This window comes from Hafnia sp. HMSC23F03, assembly GCF_001816025.1.
Lineage (GTDB): Bacteria > Pseudomonadota > Gammaproteobacteria > Enterobacterales > Enterobacteriaceae > Hafnia > Hafnia paralvei.
Genome location: NZ_KV824214.1, coordinates 440,973 through 460,102, shown reverse-complemented (window position 1 = coordinate 460,102; position 19,130 = coordinate 440,973). Strand labels below are relative to the sequence as shown.

Below are 19,130 nucleotides of genomic sequence, written 5' to 3'. Positions count from 1 at the left end.
AGCGCGCAACCTCTCGACTCTCGCGCTTTTTATCGCGTCGTTTGGCCGACCGGTCTCGGAGCACACATCCTGTGCGCCTTCGACCTACCGCCATCTTCTCTGATGGCGGTTCTATCATGCATTTCATCTAACACAAAAAGACAAAACAATATTGTTTTGCCTTTGCCTTTTTAATTGGTTAAGTCTTGGTAGGTAGAGCCGGCACGACAGGGATGTCGTGACGGAGTTTGGGGCGCCCTGGATGGGCGATACCAAACCGTAGCGAAGATGGCATCCCGTACGCCTTCACGGGCGTATCAATGAAACTCGGTATGAACAGGCGGGCGGAATATTACACAATGCTCGCATAGTGGAGATCCCAAACCCCAGCCAAAATAACGCCTACTACTCCGGTATCAACAAACTCGATCCCTGTGTCCCGCGGCTTTGCAGTACTTCGTGCGCTTTTCTTGCGTCACTTAAGGCAAATTTCTGCGTATCAGGCACATCAACATTAATTGCACCGCTGGCAATCATTGAGAAGAGTTCATGACTGGCACTAAGCAAGTCTTGGTGATTATTGATATAGCCATTGAGAGAAGGGCGCGTAACGTACAGCGAGCCTTTTTGATTGAGTATCCCCAAATCAACGCCGGTGACAGGGCCTGAAGCATTGCCAAAGCTGACCATCAGCCCGCGTTTTTTCAGACTATCGAGCGAGGCAAGCCAGGTGCTTTTGCCCACAGAGTCATAGACAACGTTAACTTTCTCGCCCTGAGTCAGCTCTGCGACGCGCTGGGCGATATCCTCGGTTTGATAATTAATTGTCGCCCATGCACCAGCCTGTTTTGCTCGTTCGGCTTTAGCGTCTGAACCTACGGTACCAATCAGCTTGGCACCCAGCGCTTTTGCCCACTGGCATGCTATTTGGCCTACGCCCCCAGCTGCGGCATGGAATAGGAAGATTTCGCCTGCTTTGATTTCATAAGTTTGGCGCAGCAAATAATGCACGGTAAGACCTTTGAGGAAAGAGGCCGCACCTTGTTCAAAGCTTATTGCACTAGGTAGTAAAGCCACTTTTTCCGCTGGGACGTTATGTACCGAACTATAAGCACCGAGAGCGCTCTGCGCATAAACCACGCGATCGCCGACTTCAATACTGGTGACACCTGCACCGACCTTAGTGACCACGCCGGAGGCTTCGGTGCCAAGTCCTGATGGGAACTGAGGGACTGGGTACAGTCCGCCACGAATATAGGTGTCAATGTAGTTGATTCCGATGGCTTTATTGCTGACCTGTACCTCTCCCGCAGCCGGATCTTTCGGATCAAAGTCTACATATTCAAGCACTTCTGGCCCACCATGGGCGCTAAACTGGATACGTTTTGCCATCGTCTTTCCTCAAATGCATAGTGTCATTGTTATAATCAAAATTAGATTACATTCAGGTATACTGACGCGTCTTTCACTAACAGGTAAAGCATTCCCACTATGGCAGGAAATAAACCCACCAACAAATCAAACGAGACCCCGCGCGACAGGCAGATGGAGGGGCTCAAGCTACCACCACATTCGCTGGAAGCGGAACAGTCCGTGTTGGGCGGGTTGATGCTGGATAATGAGCGCTGGGATAACGTGGCTGAGCGTGTTGTCGCCAACGATTTCTACAGTCGTCCACACCGCCTAATTTTTACGGAAATGCAGCGACTGCTGGAAATGAGCAAGCCGATCGATTTGATCACGCTGTCTGAATCGCTAGAGCAACGTGGCGAATTAGAATCCGTGGGCGGATTTGCTTATTTGGCAGAGCTTTCAAAGAATACGCCAAGTGCGGCGAACATCGGTGCTTATGCCGATATCGTGCGTGAACGTGCCGTTGTTCGCGACATGATCTCGGTGGCTAATGAGATCGCCGACGCGGGCTATGATCCCCAAGGGCGTAGCAGCGAAGATCTGCTTGATCTGGCGGAATCACGTGTATTCCAGATTGCGGAAAATCGTGCGAACAAAGACGAAGGGCCGAAAAGCGTTGACCGTATTTTAGAACAGACGGTTGCACGTATTGAGCAGCTTTATCAGACTCCACATGACGGTGTGACAGGGGTCGATACCGGTTATCAGGATCTCAATAAAAAAACCGCTGGTTTACAGCGCTCTGACCTGATTATCGTGGCGGCGCGTCCATCGATGGGTAAAACCACGTTCGCCATGAACCTGTGTGAAAATGCGGCAATGACCCAAGATAAACCGGTGCTGATATTCAGTCTGGAGATGCCCGGCGAACAGATCATGATGCGTATGCTGGCGTCATTAGCGCGCGTTGACCAAACCAAAATTCGTACCGGTCAGCTAGACGATGAGGATTGGGCACGAATTTCCAGCACCATGGGGATTTTGCTGGAAAAGCGTAACATGTACATTGATGACTCATCAGGCTTGACCCCAACGGAAGTGCGTTCGCGTGCGCGCCGTATTTTCCGTGAACATGATGGGCTTAGCCTTATCATGATCGACTACCTACAGCTGATGCGTGTGCCGTCGCTATCGGATAACCGTACTTTAGAAATCGCGGAAATTTCCCGCTCGCTCAAGGCGTTAGCAAAAGAGCTACAGGTTCCGGTTGTGGCGCTGTCTCAGCTTAACCGCTCTTTGGAACAGCGTGCGGACAAGCGCCCGGTAAACTCCGACCTGCGTGAGTCTGGCTCCATCGAACAGGATGCCGACTTGATCATGTTTATCTATCGCGATGAGGTTTACCACGAAAACAGCGATCTGAAAGGCATTGCGGAAATTATTCTGGGTAAGCAACGTAACGGCCCAATCGGTACGGTTCGTTTGACCTTTAACGGTCAGTTCTCACGTTTTGATAACTATGCAGGCCCGCAGTACGACGACGAATAATCGAGCTGGTGACAAAACATCGTCAGCTCTCTAAGAGCAGTAATTAATTAACTCATTTGAGATATTGGGAAGGAATAGAAATGAAAGCGGCAACCGCAGTCATTGATCGCCGCGCTCTGCGACACAACTTTCAGCAAATTCGTCAATTTGCGCCGCACAGCCGACTGATAGCCGTTGTAAAAGCAAATGCTTACGGGCACGGGCTTTTAGAAACAGCCAAAACGTTAAAAGATGCAGATTGCTATGGCGTAGCGCGTATCGGCGAAGCCCTGAAACTGCGCTCGGGCGGTATTGTTAAGCCTATTCTGATGCTGGAAGGCTTTTTCTCTGCCGACGACCTGCCCGTTTTGGTTGCCAATAATATTGAAACTGCCATTCATAGCGAAGAACAGTTACAAGCGCTGGAAGAGGCTGAGTTGGAGCGTCCGGTTAAGGTTTGGATGAAGCTGGATACCGGCATGCATCGACTTGGTGTGCGTCCAGAGCAGGCCGATGCGTTTTATACGCGCCTTTCCAACTGCCGCAACGTTGAGCAGCCGGTGAATATTATGAGCCACTTCAGCCGTGCAGATGAGCCTGAAACAGGTATGACTGAAGCTCAGTTAGCTTGTTTTGACGCATTTGCTACGGGTAAACCTGGCTTGCAATCTATCGCTGCTTCGGGCGGTATTCTGCTTTGGCCGCAGTCGCATCGCGATATGGTTCGCCCAGGCATTATTCTGTATGGCGTATCCCCACTGACTGAGCCCTATGCCGACCATTATGGCTTGCAGCCGGTGATGACGCTGAAATCTAGCCTAATCGCCGTGCGTGAGCACAAAGCCGGTGAACCTGTGGGCTACAATGGCACATGGGTAAGCCAGCGCGATACCCGACTTGGCGTAGTCGCGATTGGCTATGGCGATGGTTATCCACGCAGTGCGCCTTCTGGCACCCCAGTGCTAGTCAATGGCCGTGAAGTGCCTATTGTTGGTCGTGTATCGATGGATATGATTTCGGTTGATTTAGGCCCAGAGGCGAAAGATAAAGTGGGTGATGAAGTGGTTTTGTGGAGTGCAGAACTGCCGGTTGAAAAGATTGCTAAGTATACCGGAATCAGCGCCTATGAGTTGATTACCAAGCTGACGCCACGTGTCACGATGGAGTATGTCGGCGAATAAACGACGGCCGACGGCTTATGCTCATTAGCTTCAAGCTGTTCGGTCGTATTCAGGAATCGTCAGGTAACACGTTGTTTTTTGATGTTACCTCGCCATGATCCCTGATCAAAAAAACCTTTTTAGCCCGAATTAGTCAGTCGATATTATTGCGCAGTGCGTACGCTGGTATCCGGCGTATGAACTGCGCAATCTGAGAAATGATGGCAGACGCTGAGCATGCTATAAGTCATCCGCTAACCTGTGACATCAGCTATATCTCAATTTTGCTGATAGCTCCTGACAGGCCTTCTGTACCAGAATGGAGTAGTCAGGGATCCGTTCTTTAGGCAACTGAACTTCCACTCCACTGATACTGATTGCTGCAACTACCTCTTGCGAGCTGTTAAATACTGGCGCTGCAATGCAGTAAATTCCCGGTGAGTCTTCCGCATTATCAAAAGCCCATCCCCTCTCACGAATGCGCGCAAATTCCTGCATCAAATCAGATTTACGGGTAATAGTGGTCTCCGTATAGCGCGGCAACGTTTCATCTGGCATCAGCGTATCCATTATCTCTTGCGGCAGCCACGCACACAGGGCTTTCCCCACACCAGAGCTGTGGAGTGATAGTTTCTTGCCCACCCATGACCGTATCCCTATCGGCTGAGCACTTTCAAGCTTCAGGATATAAATAGGGGCAACTTCATCCAGAATACCCAGATGGCAGATAAGATCTGTACTATCCCGCAGTTTTTCCAATACTGGCTGAGCGACCTTACTAATATCAAACTGTTCTAGAGAGCGGTTTCCCCACTCATACAGCTTCAGCCCCAGGAAAAATCGCCCTCTATCCTGACGTAACAAATGATGGTCAACCAGCGCATTCAGTAAGGATGAGGCGCTGCTTTTGGGCAGACCCAAATCCTGCTGGATCTGACTAAACGTGGCACCCGGTGTGTTAAACAAGTAACTGCAAATCCTGACGGTTTTATCTAGCGCTGGTACGGACGTTGTAATTGTCTGATTCATAGGGGCAGATGTCTTTTGGTTCATGGCTTTTGCGAGTATACCTCATTCACTTCTGTTGAGTAGGGCTGCTTTTGTGTGGTTTCTGTACATCATTTCCAAGTACAGATATCACGCAATAAATCCGACACAAATCACAATTGTCAGCTTGCGTTGCAAAATCCTTTGACTCTCTGAGCCCAACTCTGATGTACTCTATTCATCACACGGAACTTGAGTTCTGTATATTGAACTAAATGAGGTCGGTATGTCAACGAAATTCAGGGGTATTTTTCCGCCGGTTCCTTCCATAGTTGATGCGCAGGGGGAGTTGGATAAAGTAGGCATGGCTCGGATGCTGGAGCATGTTATCGAAAGCGGTGCTGACGGGATGTTGATCCTTGGCAGTGGGGGAGAGTTCTCACAGTTTTCTTCCCAACAGCGAAAAGAGATAGCTGCATTCTGCCTGCATCATGTGAATGGCAGAGTTCCTGTTCTGATTGGTATTGCTTGTTCTGGTACTGCAGAAACCATTGAACTTGGTCGTCATGCGCAGGAGCACGGCGCCGATGGCGTTCTGGTTGTGAATCCGTACTACGCGAAAATCAGCGATGACGCCCGCTTCATGCATTACAAGCGTATTGCTGACGCACTCAAAACCCCAGTGTTCCTGTATAACTTCCCAGATCTGACCGGTCAGGATATTGGTCTTGATATCATCACGCGACTGGCTAAAGAAGTGCCGAATATCGTGGGTATCAAGGACACTATCGATAACATCAGCCATACTCGGGAAATTATTAACCGTGTGCATACCTTCCGCCCCGACTTCATTATCTTCAGCGGGTACGACGAATATATGCTGGATACCCTGCTACTGGGCGGCCATGGCGGCATTCCGGCGACCTTCAACTTTGCGCCAACTATCACTCGGGGTATTTATCAGGCTTTTCTGGACAACGATCTGGAGAAGGCCCGGTATTTTCAGCAGCAACTGGCAAAACTTTCCCCGTTGTATGCGTTGGAACAGCCTTTCTTTGGTGTGATTAAAACGGCCATCAAACTAAGTGGGTTGGATATCTCTACTGCGGTTGTGGCACCGGCTCTGCCGCTTAGCGATGAAAAAACTGCCGTGGTGAAAACCATTCTGGCAAGCATTCACCAGTAAAAATGAGGGGCGCATTATGAATCATAGTCCGGTACTTAGACTGAATCCTGCCGATGATGTTGTTATTGCCCGTCAGGATATTCCTGCTGGAACATGGCTGGAAGCTGAAGGATTAGAGACGCGTAACCTCATTCCGGCCGGTCACAAAATTGCCCTTCACGATATTGCCGCCGGCAGTGTGGTTAAGCGCTACGGACAAATTATCGGTTTTGCCACCTGCGACATCCGACAGGGTGAACATATTCATGTACATAATCTCGGCATGGGCGATTTTGAGCGTGATTATGCATGGGGAGAGGGCAGTCTTCCCCTGAAGCGGGATGCGCATCAGGATACCTTTATGGGGATCCGCCGAGCAGACGGGCGTGTGGCGACACGCAATTTTATTGGTGTGCTGAGTTCGGTGAACTGCAGCGCGACCGTTGTCAGAGCTATTGAAGATCACTTTCGTGCGCGGGGGCTCAGCGATTTTCCGAATGTGGATGGCATTGTGGCGCTGCCGCAAAGTTTTGGCTGTGCCTTCGGCTCTGACAGCGAAATGATGAAGGTCATGCGCCGGACGATAGCGGGCTATGCCACCCACGTGAACTTTGCCGGAATTTTGATTGTGGGGCTGGGGTGTGAGTCCTTTCAGATTCAGGACATGATGAATGCCCACGGATTGAGTGAAGGCCCCATGCTGAAGTGCCTTACCATTCAGGAAAGCGGGGGTACCCGTAAAGCCATCGAAAAGGGTATCTCTTTCATTCTCGGGATGTTACCGGAAGCCAATCGGGTTAAGCGTGAGCCGGTGCCTGTCTCGGAAATCATTCTGGCTCTTGAGTGTGGCGGCTCTGACAGCTACTCCGGTATCTCCGCCAATCCGGCTCTTGGTTATGCGGTGGATCGGCTGGTTCGTCAGGGCGGTACGGCAATACTCTCCGAAACCTCGGAGATTTATGGTGCTGAACACCTCTTAACACGCCGAGCTATCAGCCGGGAAGTGGGCGAAAAACTGGTTCGACGTATTAAGTGGTGGGAGGACTACTGCGAGCGAACCGGGAGTGAGATGAATAATAACCCGTCAGCAGGTAACAAAGCAGGCGGCCTTACGACGGTGCTAGAAAAATCCTTGGGTGGTATCGCCAAAGCCGGTACGACTAGCCTGATGGAAGTGTATGAGTATGCCGAACCAGTCACGGCGAAGGGTTTTGTCTTTATGGACACACCAGGATATGACCCGATGGCAGTCACTGGGCAAGTCGCCGGAGGCGCAAATCTGTTGTGCTTCACCACTGGGCGGGGCTCTGCCTTTGGCTCAAAACCAACACCCTGTCTGAAACTCGCGACTAATAATGCTCTGTGGCATCGCCAGCAGGATGATATGGACCTGAACTGCGGCACCATCGTCGAAGGTGAGGAAACGATTGAACAGGTTGGGGAACGAATTTATCAGAGGATCATCGAAATGGCCTCCGGCGCTCGAACCCGAAGTGAAGAGCTCGGTTATGGTAGTCAGGAATTTGTGCCCTGGACAATGGGGTCGATCATGTAATAACCGCTGGCAGCCATCTGTTTCAGCGCGTCAGGTAACTCAACACAAATTTTTAGATAACGCAGAGGTGAGTAATGGAACGTAAACCTGTTCTGGGGATTTTTCTGGGTGAAGCGGCAGGTATCGGCCCTGAGCTGATTGCCAAAGTGGTAGCTGATGGCACGGTCTATAAATACTGTAGGCCAGTTCTGATTGGTGATGCCCGAGTTCTGGCACTTGGCCAAAAAATTGCTGGGGTGAATTTTCAGTGGGATGTTATTAGCGATCCTGCCGAAGCAAACTGGGACACAGGGAACATCCCGCTGCTAGATCTGAAAAACTTCAACCCTGAAAATATGACCATGGGGACTATTGATACTACCTCCGGTCACGCAACGGGTGAGTCGCTAGTAGTCAGCATGTCATTACTTAAATCCGGCAAGATTGACGGCTTTGTCTTCGCGCCCCTGAATAAAGAAGCTTTCAAGAAAGGCGGCTGGGATATTGAAGATGAGCATTATCTGTTTGCTGAACAGTTGGGATGTCTGGAGAGACCGCGTGGATTGCTGAATGTACTTGACGATCTTTGGGTATTTCGCGTGACTGGACATATTCCGTTTAAAGATATTGCCAGTCATATAACTCCTGAAAATGTCAGCCGCTCTGTCCAACTGTGCTATGACACGTTACGTATGGCGGCCTTTGAAAATCCGCGCATCGCTGTTGCAGCCCTGAACCCCCATGCTGGTGATGGCGGCACATGTGGTACGGAAGAAATTGACGTTCTTATCCCAGTCATTGAAACCTTCCGGGAAAAGGGGATGGATATGTATGGTCCAGTACCGGGGGATACCGTGTTTATACATGCGTTTAATAATGAATATGATGCGGTCGTAACCCTGTTCCATGACCAAGGGCAAATAGCCACCAAACTTCACGCCTTTGATGTGGGGATCACCGTAGCGGCGGGATTACCTTTTGCTATCACAACTCCGGAACACGGCACCGCATTTGATATTGCAGGAAAGGGAGTGGCAAAAACACTGGCGACCGAGCGCGCTATTGCTGTTGCGGCCAGAATGGCCTCCACAACACATAAATAATACTTCTTTTTAATAGCCATTAATGCCACGCCAGTTCGGCGTGGTGGAAAATGACGAGTGTCATCTACATCGTTGTTAATTTAATAATATTGACACTCGATAATAGTATTTAAATTTTATGACGATGCTCAGCATCAGGGTAATGCATTCCCTTCTTTCTTTGCTTGTAATTAAAGTGGGGGTGAAAAATCAATAACTGCTTTATTTATATTAATATATATCGGCAGGAAACTTATATGTCCAAGAAATAATTAAAACAACAATATTCCATTTAAAAAATGGTATCAACCAGATAATTTAAAATCAGACTCAACCGGTTTATCTTTGTATATACACCGGCGTAGTCCCTACAGCTAAGGAGAAGCCTTGTGCATTCAACTTCATTTGTGGTAATTAGCGGACTTATTGCAATTGTCCTGCTTATTATCCTTATCACCCGATTAAAACTACATCCTTTTTTTGCTCTGCTCATTTCGTCTGTGCTTTTAGGTATTGTGAATGATATTGGCGTCACGAAAAGTGTGACAGCATTTACTCACGGTTTCGGTGGTCAGCTCTCCGTGACGGGTGTGGTTATTGGCCTCGGTGCGATGCTGGGGGGGCTATTGGTCCAGTCAGGCGGCGGGGACAAAATAGCCGATATCATTATTGGTTCCAGAAAACTCGTCTGGATGCCGCTGAGTGTCGGTTTGGTTTCGCTGATTATTGGGTTGCCAAACCTGTTTGAAGTTACCTTTGTGCTGATGGTCCCACTGGTGTTCTCCATCACGAAAAGACTGAATGTGCCTGTTCTCACCGTGGCTATCCCGATGTCTGCCGGTTTGATGACCGCTCACGCACTGCTGCCGCCTGGACCAGCAACGATTATTGCCGCTACTGCCTATAATGCTAATATCGGTGAAACTACACTCTACGGTGTGATTATCAGCGTACCGGTGCTACTTGCGGGAGCTTACCTTTTCCCACGTCTTATGCGTAACCATCTCAATGTGGGCACGCCTCTCGATCTGAACGGTCCTGCGCATGGGAAAGAGGCTGCCGGAGAGCCTGTTCGTCAGCCGTCCTTAGCTGTCGCACTGACCACGGTAATGATTGCGCCGTTCCTGATGATTATCGGCACCATTGGTCTTGATTTCCTGCCAAAAACCGGCGTCATAACAGAAATTTTCCAAGCCATTGGTAACCCTGTCATCACTCTCGGGCTGGCGTTGATTTATGCCATGATTTTCTTGGGGCGTGCTGCTGGCTTCAGTAATGAAGGGATTCTGGCCATCAGCAAGAAAAGCATTGTTCCTATCGTGGGTTTGTTGCTGATTATCGGTGGTGGCGGTGGTCTCAAGAATATACTGACCGAGATCGGCCTGAGTGACATTATCAGCCATCTGGCTACTGACTGGTCCATCCCTCCACTGATTTTTGCATGGCTTGTGGCGGCTGTTTTTCGTATTGCGTTGGGCTCCGGCACGGTTGCGGTCTCCGCATCAGGCGGTATTGTGGCAGCCTTGCTGGCCGCAAATCCAAACACGAATGCTGCACTGCTGGTGCTTTCAACCACCACAGGTGCCATGATTTTCTCCCATGTCAGTGACGGTGCATTCTGGTTGTTCAAAGAGTATTTTGGCCTGACTGTCCCGCAAACCATTCGCACTTGGAGTTATTTGGTCACCGTCCAGTCAATTGTCGGCCTTATCGGGGTACTCATCCTTGGGGCTATTATCGGTTCGTGATTTTCCAGCCCTTATACCAGAGTGGGCAATCAGTTTTACGATTGCCCGCTTGGTGGATTTAATATTTTATTCTCTGTGAGCGGGTTCTGTTTGCAAGGACGGCCGACACTATGAATTAATATAAATGGTGACAATACTGTAGTGCAGACGACACTTAATGCCAGTAAACCTGATGGTATCCACTATTCTTAAATGGATACCATCAGGATATTTTAATCAGCAGAGCTGTTTATCGTGACCTTGGTATTTGTTCCATCGTAATCAAACAGGGTTTCAGTCTCTCCTCCTCCATATTGTTGAAGGACTGAAAGATGTCTATCGCCCTTCCATGTATAATTTACATACATGGTATTTCCTTGGTTTTTTACCTGCTGATTTTTACCTATTTGAATTTTTGGAATAAAGTCATTTCGGACACTATCATCTTTAAATGAAGATAGGTATTTTTTGTATGTCTGCAATATGTTTTTTTCATTATAATAGCAGATATCAGTTGATTCCATTTCATGATAAATTGTTGGGTCACATACAACGTCTCTTGTCTTCGTAAGCTGCAACCATTGAGCTGACGGTGAATTAGAAAAACTATCACTTTTAATAGAGTAAGTATTGCCTGTCTTTTTTATTTTAAACTGTGGGGCAGGGAATGAGCATTGTGCAGCTTTATTCTGGCTTGAGAAAGTTAACTCTAATATACCTTTGCTATCTTTTATATCATACAGACCGCTGCATGAAATAATAGCGGGCCGTATCGATGACGATGTCGCTACATCTAAAAAGGCTTGGTTCTTTTTACTGTCAATATTAATAGAGTAAGATATTGATTCTTCTGGACTATTGATGGTAACCTTACCTGTTTGGTTAAGCAGATAGACGCCATCCCAATGAGAGTCAGATGCTGCAAATGTATTTGCAGATCCTACGGTAATAAAAAGTAACCCTAGTTTTAAAATCCATTTCATATATTCATTTCTTTCTATGGTAATCAATATGTTATCTATTAATTATGTTAATTTTTTATGCTTTGGTATTTGTTTTTAATATGAGCCGATGTGTTCATTATCTCATTGAGCATATTGAACATACAATAAAAACGGGTGAACATTCATTCACCCGTTTTTATTTATTTGAGATACTGAAAGCCCAAAACTCAGTTGGACACAAAATGATTACGTTTAATGTAATCCGTTATGCCCGGTGAGCTGGGGCGTTTACAGTGACGCTTCATAAATTTTGCGGCTATCTTCCAGCGTAATATCGCTGTTTTCGCCCAAAGCGGTCATACCGTGCTCTTTTAGTTTTGCCAGTAGAGTCGGAATAGAAGTGGCATCAACGCCGTAGTCTTTCAGATAGGTTTTAATGCCCATCTCTTCGAAAAACTTACGCGTTGCGGCAATGGCGGCATCGATACGCTGTTCTTCATTACCTTCACGAATATTCCATACACGCTCTGCGTATTGCAGCAGTTTGGCATGTTTCTGCTGGCGTTTAGCCTGTAGCAGAGACGGAAGAACGACCGCTAGCGTTTGAGCATGATCCATACCGTGCAGCGCAGTGAGTTCATGCCCCAGCATGTGTGTTGCCCAATCCTGTGGAACGCCAGCGCCGATCAAACCGTTCAACGCCATAGTTGCACTCCACATGACATTGGCACGAACGTCATAGTTTTCTGGTTCTGCCAATGCGCGTGGGCCTTCTTCAATCAGCGTCAGCAGTATACCTTCGGCGAAACGATCCTGAATTTTGGCATCGACCGGATAGGTCAGATATTGCTCTACGGTATGCACAAACGCATCCACAACGCCGTTTGCGACCTGATGGGCAGGTAAGGTATAAGTCACTACCGGATCTAGGATTGCAAATTTCGGCATGACATATGGAGACTGGAAGGCACGTTTATCACCGGTGGCACGGCGAGTAATAACGGCACCTTTATTCATTTCTGAACCGGTCGCAGGTAGGGTTAATACCGCAGCTAATGGGATCGCCTTTTTGATTTTGCTACCGTGGGTTTCTAGAATTTCCCATGGTTCGCCAACGTAGTCAGCCGCAGCGGCAATAAACTTGGTGCCGTCAATCACTGACCCGCCGCCAACGGCTAGCAGAAAATCAATTTTTTCGTTACGCACCAGTTCAACACATTTCATCAGGGTTTCGTAAGACGGGTTTGGCTCAATGCCGCCAAACTCAAAGACGTGTAGCCCTTTCAGCGCGGTGAGGACCTGATCTAGAACGCCGGTGCGTTTCACGCTGCCGCCGCCGTAGGTAATCAGAATACGAGCATTCTCTGGAACTTCGTTACGCAGATTAGCAATTTGGCCTTTACCGAATAGCACTTTCGTTGGGGTGTGAAGAGTAAAATTTTGCATTGCAATCAACCTCAGTGTTTATTTTGATTCGTTATGCTTTGGCCGTCGACGCCAACGCATTTTCTGAATGCTATTCTGGGCGCAATACGCTGATGTCTCAATGCACATTTCTGTTGATGACTTGCCTATTTCTACAAATGACTGTAGAAATTGAGGCGTATTAGGCATTATTCATTGCACTTATTTGATGTGGCGGAGATTGGTCAATGTTGATTGATGAACGGTGGAAGCAGCTGGCACAACAGCTGAGTCGCCAGATTACCGAGACTGGTGTAAGCGCTTCACCTATTGAAAATGTAAAAATTATCTATGCGGATGAGCATCACCCGCGAACACCCGTGATGTATGAACCCTGCATTATCATCGTTCTTCAGGGACATAAGGTGGGATATCTGGGTGAGCAGGTATTTCGCTACGATCCGACCAATTATCTTCTGATGACTCTGCCACTGCCCTGCGAATGTGAGACGTTTGCGACGCCGGATGAACCTTTGATTGGTCTGTCGGTGCGGGTGAATACCAGCATGCTGCAGGATTTGCTGATGGATATCGGCGATGGCTTGGTTGCTAAGCAACGCTGCCAATCTAGTGGTGTGAAGTCAGTCTCTCTTGATGAATCGATGTTTTGTGCCACCGAACGGCTGGTAGATGCAATGGAAAATCCACTGCAGGCCAGAGTTCTGGGGCCGCAAATTGTGCGCGAAATGTTGTTCCACGCCTTGTGCGGGGAAGGTGGGGAGGCATTGCAGGCTTTGGCGAATCGTCATAGCCATTTTAGCCAAATTGCTAAGGCTCTACGCCTGATTGAACAGCAGTATTCCGACAGCCTTAACGTTGATTTACTGGCGCAGGAGGTGAATATGAGCGTATCGGCCTTTCACCATAACTTTAAAGCAGTCACCGCAACCTCGCCGTTGCAGTATATAAAATCTTTCCGCCTGCATAAGGCGCGCATGATGATGCTACACGATGGCCTGAAGGCTAGCACCGCCGCGATCCGCGTGGGCTATGAAAGTGCTTCGCAGTTTAGCCGCGAATATAAGCGTTTCTTTGGTAATACGCCGAGCGAACAAATGACTCGCTACCGTGAAGGTGGCTTGAGTATTGTAGAACGATAAATTACGACTTTGCCGCAGGAGTGGGTTTGCCATGATAGAAAGGGAATATTTAGTCGCTGGAATGCAGGTGCGTGAGCACCGTTTAGACGTGCCGCTGAATTGGTTCGATGCCAGCGAGCCACGCCGGATTTCGATTTTTGCCCGTGAGCTATCTATTGCTGGCCGAAACGCCGACGATCTGCCGTGCCTATTGTTTTTACAAGGGGGGCCGGGAGGTAAATGTCCGCGTCCAACCAGCCAGAGCGGGTGGCTTGCTGAAGCGCTGAAGAGTTTCCGCGTGATCTTGCTTGATCAACGCGGAACAGGGCAGAGTAGCAGGATCGAATCCAGTTCGATCCGTGGCTTCAGCGCCCAGCAGATCGCTGACTATCTTCGCTGTTTCCGTGCTGATTCTATTGTGGCCGACGCTGAGCATTTGAGAAAAACTCAGTTTGGTGGCCGTAAGTGGAGCACTTTAGGGCAGAGCTTTGGTGGTTTCATTACTTTGACGTATTTGTCGCAAGCTCCTCAAGGGCTTGAGGCCTGCTATATCACCGGTGGATTGCCGGCCATCCAACCGAATGCTGAATTGTTATATCAGCGTACCTACCAAAAACTGAGGGAAAAGAATCAGATTTTCTTCTCCCGCTATCCTCATATGCGGCAGCAGATTGACCGCATCGCCGACGTACTGAGTGAACAAGAGGTTTATCTGCCCGATGGCGATATTCTTTCGACCCAGCGTTTGCAGACTCTAGGCATTCAGTTGGGAATGAGCGAAGGCTATGAAAGCTTTCTGTGGCTGTTTGATGAGGCTTTTAATCAGGACGGCGAGTTGAGCGATACTTTCCTCACTCAGGTGATGAATTTGACCGGCTTTGCAGAACATCCTCTCTATGCTGTTATGCATGAAAGTATTTATGCTGACGATAACAGTGGTGCGACGAAATGGGCTGCGCAGCGAGTGCATGATACTTTGCCAGAATTCCATGCAGAACAACGGCCTCTGCTGCTGACCGGAGAAATGATCTACCCGTGGATGTTTGCTGAAATGCAGGCTCTACGGCCATTCCAAGAAGCGGTAAGTTTACTTGCCGAGAGCGAGCAGTGGTCTTCGCTGTATGATGCCGATCGCCTGAAGGTTAACCAAGTACCTGTAGTCGCCGCTGTTTATTACAACGACATGTATGTTGATGTAGGCCTATCGCTAGAAACGGCGAGCCATATAGGTAACTTGGAAACGTGGATCACCAGCGAGTATGAACATAACGGCCTGCGAGTGGGCAATGTATTCTCGCATTTGCGTCAGATGATGGCGTTGCGTGGCATCGTTTGATCCTTTAATAACCGCACGTTAGTAATAAAAAAACCCGCCGAAGCGGGTTTTTTCACACGAGTGGAGATCAATCCCACCAAACATCAAACAGATCGCTCACGACAACATTCTTCATGCCGTGTGATTCCAGCCACTCTTTTACCAGCTTCTGATGTTCTTCGGTGCACTGACCAATCTGCTGTAGGCAAATCAGACCTTCCCACGCCAGATAGCCACTACCATCAAATGCTAGGCCGTTTGGCTCGATAGCTTCATCGATGAACTTATCAACAGTAGAGTCGATAATGTCGATACCGGTGCCTTCTTCAAAATTCCAGCTTACGCTGAAGCCCAGTTCCTGAAACTCATCGATATGCATCTTTTTACGCAAACGACGGCTGCGGTTTTTAGCCATTATTCTACCCTCTCAAACATCAAATCCCAGTTGCCATGCCCCAAACGCTGACCACGCAGTTCAAACTTCGTTAATGGACGCGAGTCCGGCCGAGGGACGTATGTATTATCGCTGGACAGGTTTTTATAACCCGGTGCGTTGTTCATCACTTCCAGCATATGCTCGGCGTAGTTTTCCCAGTCTGTTGCCATATGGAAAACGCCGCCGATTTTCAACTTGCTCTTAATTTGCTGAGCAAACGGAGCCTGTACGATACGGCGCTTATGGTGGCGCGCCTTATGCCATGGATCGGGGAAAAACAGCTGAACCATTGCCAGTGAGTTTTCCGGGATCATTTCTTCCAGCACTTCAATAGCGTCGTGGCACATCACTCGCAGATTAGTGATGCCCGCTTCGTGTGCTGCTGCTAAACATGCACCAACGCCCGGCGAGTGAACCTCGATGCCGAGGAAGTTTTTCTCTGGATGCTGTTGCGCCATGGTCACAAGCGATGCGCCCATACCAAAACCAATTTCGAGTACGGTAGGTGCGTCACGGCCAAATAACGCGACAAGATCCAGCGGCTGCGGCTGAAAATCTACGCCCATCACCGGCCAGAAGTTGTCCAGCGCAAACTGCTGCCCTTTGGTCAGACGCCCTTGGCGGCGTACAAAACTGCGGATACGGCGCATAACGCGACCGTTCTCATCAAATTCCGGTGATACTACGTCATTCATAGTGGTGCTTCATCTGCCTGAATATGGATGTTTAACATAAAGTGAAGGCGCATTATGCAAAGTTAGCCAGTTTTCACAAGCTATGATTTTAACAGCTACCGGTTAGTTCTAGGCAGAAACTTTATTTATTTACTGTTAATCGCTGGATAACGCTCACATTCATCAGCGTTATTGCCGCGAGTAAAACAGCCGATTGATGCAAGCTTGAGAAAGATCCGGTTTACAGTCGGTAGCCTCTGTGCTGCAATCGCAGCCTATTTTTATCGGCCTTGGTTGCTTAACCGCTAATGGCCTTCAGGGAACTCCTAACGCTTATGATGCTGGCGCAACAATTCGCGCAGTCGGTGCTGACTTGGTACGACCGCTACGGACGTAAAACTTTGCCATGGCAAAGTCCAAAAACACCTTATCAAGTATGGCTGTCGGAAGTCATGTTGCAACAAACTCAGGTTGCGACCGTGATCCCTTATTTCTTGCGTTTTATGGAGAAATTCCCAGACGTTCGCGCACTGGCCGCGGCGCCTCAGGATGAGGTGTTACATCTGTGGACCGGACTCGGTTATTACGCTCGTGGCCGCAATCTACATAAAGCCGCGCAGATGATTGTGGAAAAGCATGGCGGTGAATTCCCGACGTCCTTTGACGATGTTTGCGCTCTTCCCGGCGTTGGTCGCTCCACTGCCGGCGCGATCCTTTCATTATCGCTCGGTCAACATTATCCCATCCTCGACGGGAACGTGAAACGCGTTTTAGCTCGCTGTTACGCAGTTGAAGGCTGGCCGGGAAAAAAAGACGTCGAAAATCGGCTGTGGGAAATCAGCGAACAGGTCACTCCCGCTAAAGGCGTTAGCCAATTTAATCAGGCGATGATGGATTTGGGTGCGATGGTTTGCACCCGTAGTAAGCCCAAATGCGAGCTGTGCCCGCTAAGCAGCGGTTGTATTGCCTACGCCAATAGCAGTTGGAGTCAGTATCCGGGTAAAAAACCAAAGCAAACTATTCCTGAAAAAACGGGCTATTTTCTAATGATGCAGTCTGGCGACAACGTATGGCTGGAACAGCGTCCTAACGTCGGGCTATGGGGCGGATTGTACTGCTTCCCACAGTTCACCAGTGAAGATGCGCTACGCGAGCACGTGGCTTCACTTGGGATAAAACAGCCCAAGCTGCATCAGCTAACGTCATTTCGTCACACGTTTAGCCATTTCCATTTAGATATCGTACCGATTTGGTTTGATATAACACAGCAAAGTCACTGCATGGATGAAGGAACTGGACTCTGGTATAACTTAGCCCAGCCACCGTCCGTCGGTCTGGCCGCCCCCGTGGAACGGTTATTGCAGCAGCTGTCTAAAGAGCCAGTTTCTCAGCGATCGTAACAAGGCTCACCACATGAGGAATAATCATGAGTAGAACAATTTTTTGTACATTTTTAAATCAAGAAGCCGAAGGGCAAGATTTCCAGCTGTATCCGGGTGAGTTGGGTAAGCGGATCTTTAACGAGATTTCGAAAGAAGCCTGGTCGCAGTGGATGTCCAAGCAAACCATGCTGATCAATGAGAAAAAACTCAGCATGATGAACCCAGATGACCGCAAACTTCTCGAACAGGAAATGGTGAAGTTCTTGTTTGAAGGCCATGATGTGCATATTGAAGGTTATACGCCACCAAGCCAGTAATCTTACCCATTAGTATATTGCGGGTTTAACAGCGCTAAGCCCGCAGTTTGAGATCCTATTTTTCATCCAATATGGCTGTGAAGATGAAGAAAGTTTTAGCATTGATCCTGATCGCACCCTTGCTGATCTCTTGTTCTGGAAAGAAAAATACTCAGGACAGCGAAGCCTATGTCAAAGATACCAATGGCTTCGACATTTTGATGGGACAGTTTGCCCATAATATTGAAAATATCTGGGGCATCAACGAGGTGCTGATTGCGGGGCCAAAAGACTACGTAAAATACACCGATCAATACCTAACGCGTAGCCACATCAACTTTGATTCCGGCCAGATCACTATTGAAACGATCTCACCGACGGATCCGGCCGCCAGCCTCAAACAGGCCATCATCAGCACACTGCTGATGGGAGACGATCCCGGTTCTATCGACCTCTATTCTGATGTAAACGATATTCAGATCAGCAAAGAGCCCTTCCTGTACGGTCAAGTATTAGACAATACCGGACAGCCAATTCGTTGGCAGGGACGCGCTAGCAACTTTGCCGACTATCTAGTCCAGCATAAGCTCATGAAGCGTACTTCTGGGCTACATGTGATTTACTCAGTAACGATCCAATTGGTGCCAAACCACTTGGATAAACGTGCTCATAAATACCTCGGAATGGTCCGTAAAGCTTCTGAAAAATATGGCGTCGACGAGTCTTTGATTCTGGCAATTATGCAAACTGAATCGAGCTTTAACCCGTACGCTGTCAGCGGCTCTGATGCGCTTGGTCTGATGCAGGTTGTTCAGCACACCGCAGGTAAAGACGTATTCGTACAGAAAGGAAAATGGGGTACGCCAAGCCGTAGCTATTTGTTTGATCCAGAAAATAATATCGATACTGGTACGGCATACCTGGCGATCTTGCAGAATAACTATCTGGGCGGCATTCAGAACCCGACATCACGTCGTTATGCCGTGATCACCGCTTACAACGGCGGCGCAGGCAGCGTGTTGCGAG

Annotated in this window: 17 protein-coding genes and 1 pseudogene; 12 read left to right on the top strand and 6 right to left on the bottom strand. The window is 48.6% G+C overall.

Annotated features, from left to right (window positions below; genetic code table 11):
* Positions 1-384: 384 nt before the first annotated feature.
* Positions 385-1,371, bottom strand: coding sequence for a quinone oxidoreductase (locus HMPREF3091_RS07820; protein WP_004093486.1), 987 nt, complete (start codon positions 1,369-1,371; stop codon positions 385-387).
* 99 nt (positions 1,372-1,470) lie between these two features.
* Between HMPREF3091_RS07820 and dnaB the strand changes: the two genes are divergently transcribed.
* The 3 genes and pseudogenes from dnaB to HMPREF3091_RS23065 all read left to right on the top strand — a co-directional run.
* Entirely contained in the window at positions 1,471-2,880 is a 1,410-nt protein-coding gene (dnaB, locus tag HMPREF3091_RS07815) for a replicative DNA helicase (RefSeq protein ID WP_004093484.1), read from the top strand.
* Between the two features lie 80 nt (positions 2,881-2,960).
* Complete coding sequence (gene alr, locus HMPREF3091_RS07810) at positions 2,961-4,040, top strand: alanine racemase (RefSeq protein WP_004093482.1); 1,080 nt, start codon at positions 2,961-2,963, stop codon at positions 4,038-4,040.
* Between the two features lie 142 nt (positions 4,041-4,182).
* Positions 4,183-4,270, top strand: a pseudogene (locus HMPREF3091_RS23065) (IS6 family transposase); the annotation flags it as partial.
* 16 nt (positions 4,271-4,286) lie between these two features.
* On the opposite strand, the gene HMPREF3091_RS07805 reads toward HMPREF3091_RS23065, so the two are convergent.
* Positions 4,287-5,048 (bottom strand): IclR family transcriptional regulator, encoded by a 762-nt coding sequence (locus HMPREF3091_RS07805; protein WP_070715264.1) that lies wholly within the window; start codon positions 5,046-5,048, stop codon positions 4,287-4,289.
* 244 nt (positions 5,049-5,292) lie between these two features.
* Between HMPREF3091_RS07805 and HMPREF3091_RS07800 the strand changes: the two genes are divergently transcribed.
* The 4 genes from HMPREF3091_RS07800 (at position 5,293) to HMPREF3091_RS07785 (ending at position 10,535) form a co-directional block, all read left to right on the top strand.
* Positions 5,293-6,192 (top strand): dihydrodipicolinate synthase family protein, encoded by a 900-nt coding sequence (locus HMPREF3091_RS07800; RefSeq protein WP_004093477.1) that lies wholly within the window; start codon positions 5,293-5,295, stop codon positions 6,190-6,192.
* A 16-nt stretch (positions 6,193-6,208) separates the two neighbouring features.
* Positions 6,209-7,726 (top strand): UxaA family hydrolase, encoded by a 1,518-nt coding sequence (locus HMPREF3091_RS07795; protein ID WP_070715160.1) that lies wholly within the window; start codon positions 6,209-6,211, stop codon positions 7,724-7,726.
* 74 nt (positions 7,727-7,800) lie between these two features.
* On the top strand, positions 7,801-8,808 hold the full coding sequence (locus tag HMPREF3091_RS07790; RefSeq protein ID WP_070715158.1) for a PdxA family dehydrogenase: 1,008 nt from the start codon (positions 7,801-7,803) through the stop codon (positions 8,806-8,808).
* Positions 8,809-9,176: 368 nt separating this feature from the next.
* Positions 9,177-10,535 carry a GntT/GntP/DsdX family permease gene (locus HMPREF3091_RS07785; RefSeq protein ID WP_070715157.1) on the top strand — a complete coding sequence of 453 codons (1,359 nt, stop codon included), beginning with the start codon at positions 9,177-9,179 and terminating at the stop codon, positions 10,533-10,535.
* A gap of 212 nt (positions 10,536-10,747) precedes the next feature.
* Here HMPREF3091_RS07785 and HMPREF3091_RS07780 read toward each other — a convergent pair whose 3' ends face one another.
* Together HMPREF3091_RS07780 and yqhD are read right to left on the bottom strand one after the other, a co-directional pair.
* Entirely contained in the window at positions 10,748-11,497 is a 750-nt protein-coding gene (locus tag HMPREF3091_RS07780; protein ID WP_070715155.1) for a hypothetical protein, read from the bottom strand.
* A gap of 249 nt (positions 11,498-11,746) precedes the next feature.
* Complete coding sequence (gene yqhD / locus HMPREF3091_RS07775) at positions 11,747-12,904, bottom strand: alcohol dehydrogenase (protein WP_004093467.1); 1,158 nt, start codon at positions 12,902-12,904, stop codon at positions 11,747-11,749.
* Positions 12,905-13,110: 206 nt separating this feature from the next.
* Between yqhD and HMPREF3091_RS07770 the strand changes: the two genes are divergently transcribed.
* Both HMPREF3091_RS07770 and HMPREF3091_RS07765 read left to right on the top strand, forming a co-directional pair.
* Positions 13,111-14,022: an AraC family transcriptional regulator gene (locus tag HMPREF3091_RS07770; RefSeq protein WP_070715153.1), complete on the top strand. Its 912-nt coding sequence runs from the start codon at positions 13,111-13,113 to the stop codon at positions 14,020-14,022.
* 31 nt (positions 14,023-14,053) lie between these two features.
* Positions 14,054-15,337 (top strand): alpha/beta fold hydrolase, encoded by a 1,284-nt coding sequence (locus HMPREF3091_RS07765; RefSeq protein ID WP_070715151.1) that lies wholly within the window; start codon positions 14,054-14,056, stop codon positions 15,335-15,337.
* 67 nt (positions 15,338-15,404) lie between these two features.
* Here HMPREF3091_RS07765 and HMPREF3091_RS07760 read toward each other — a convergent pair whose 3' ends face one another.
* Complete coding sequence (locus tag HMPREF3091_RS07760; RefSeq protein WP_004093458.1) at positions 15,405-15,731, bottom strand: YggL family protein; 327 nt, start codon at positions 15,729-15,731, stop codon at positions 15,405-15,407.
* Positions 15,731-16,447: a tRNA (guanosine(46)-N7)-methyltransferase TrmB gene (trmB, locus tag HMPREF3091_RS07755; protein ID WP_004093456.1), complete on the bottom strand. Its 717-nt coding sequence runs from the start codon at positions 16,445-16,447 to the stop codon at positions 15,731-15,733. The genes HMPREF3091_RS07760 and trmB overlap by 1 nt, the downstream gene beginning before the upstream one ends.
* Positions 16,448-16,761: 314 nt before the next feature.
* Here trmB and mutY point away from each other — a divergent pair, with 314 nt between their 5' ends.
* The 3 genes from mutY to mltC form a co-directional block, all read left to right on the top strand.
* Positions 16,762-17,826, top strand: a complete 1,065-nt coding sequence (mutY, locus tag HMPREF3091_RS07750) for an A/G-specific adenine glycosylase (protein ID WP_070715150.1) — start codon at positions 16,762-16,764, stop codon at positions 17,824-17,826.
* 26 nt (positions 17,827-17,852) lie between these two features.
* Complete coding sequence (locus HMPREF3091_RS07745) at positions 17,853-18,125, top strand: oxidative damage protection protein (protein ID WP_004093452.1); 273 nt, start codon at positions 17,853-17,855, stop codon at positions 18,123-18,125.
* Positions 18,126-18,208: 83 nt separating this feature from the next.
* Positions 18,209-19,130, top strand: a 922-nt coding sequence (mltC, locus tag HMPREF3091_RS07740) for a membrane-bound lytic murein transglycosylase MltC (RefSeq protein WP_246839963.1), incomplete at its 3' end; no start/stop codon positions are given.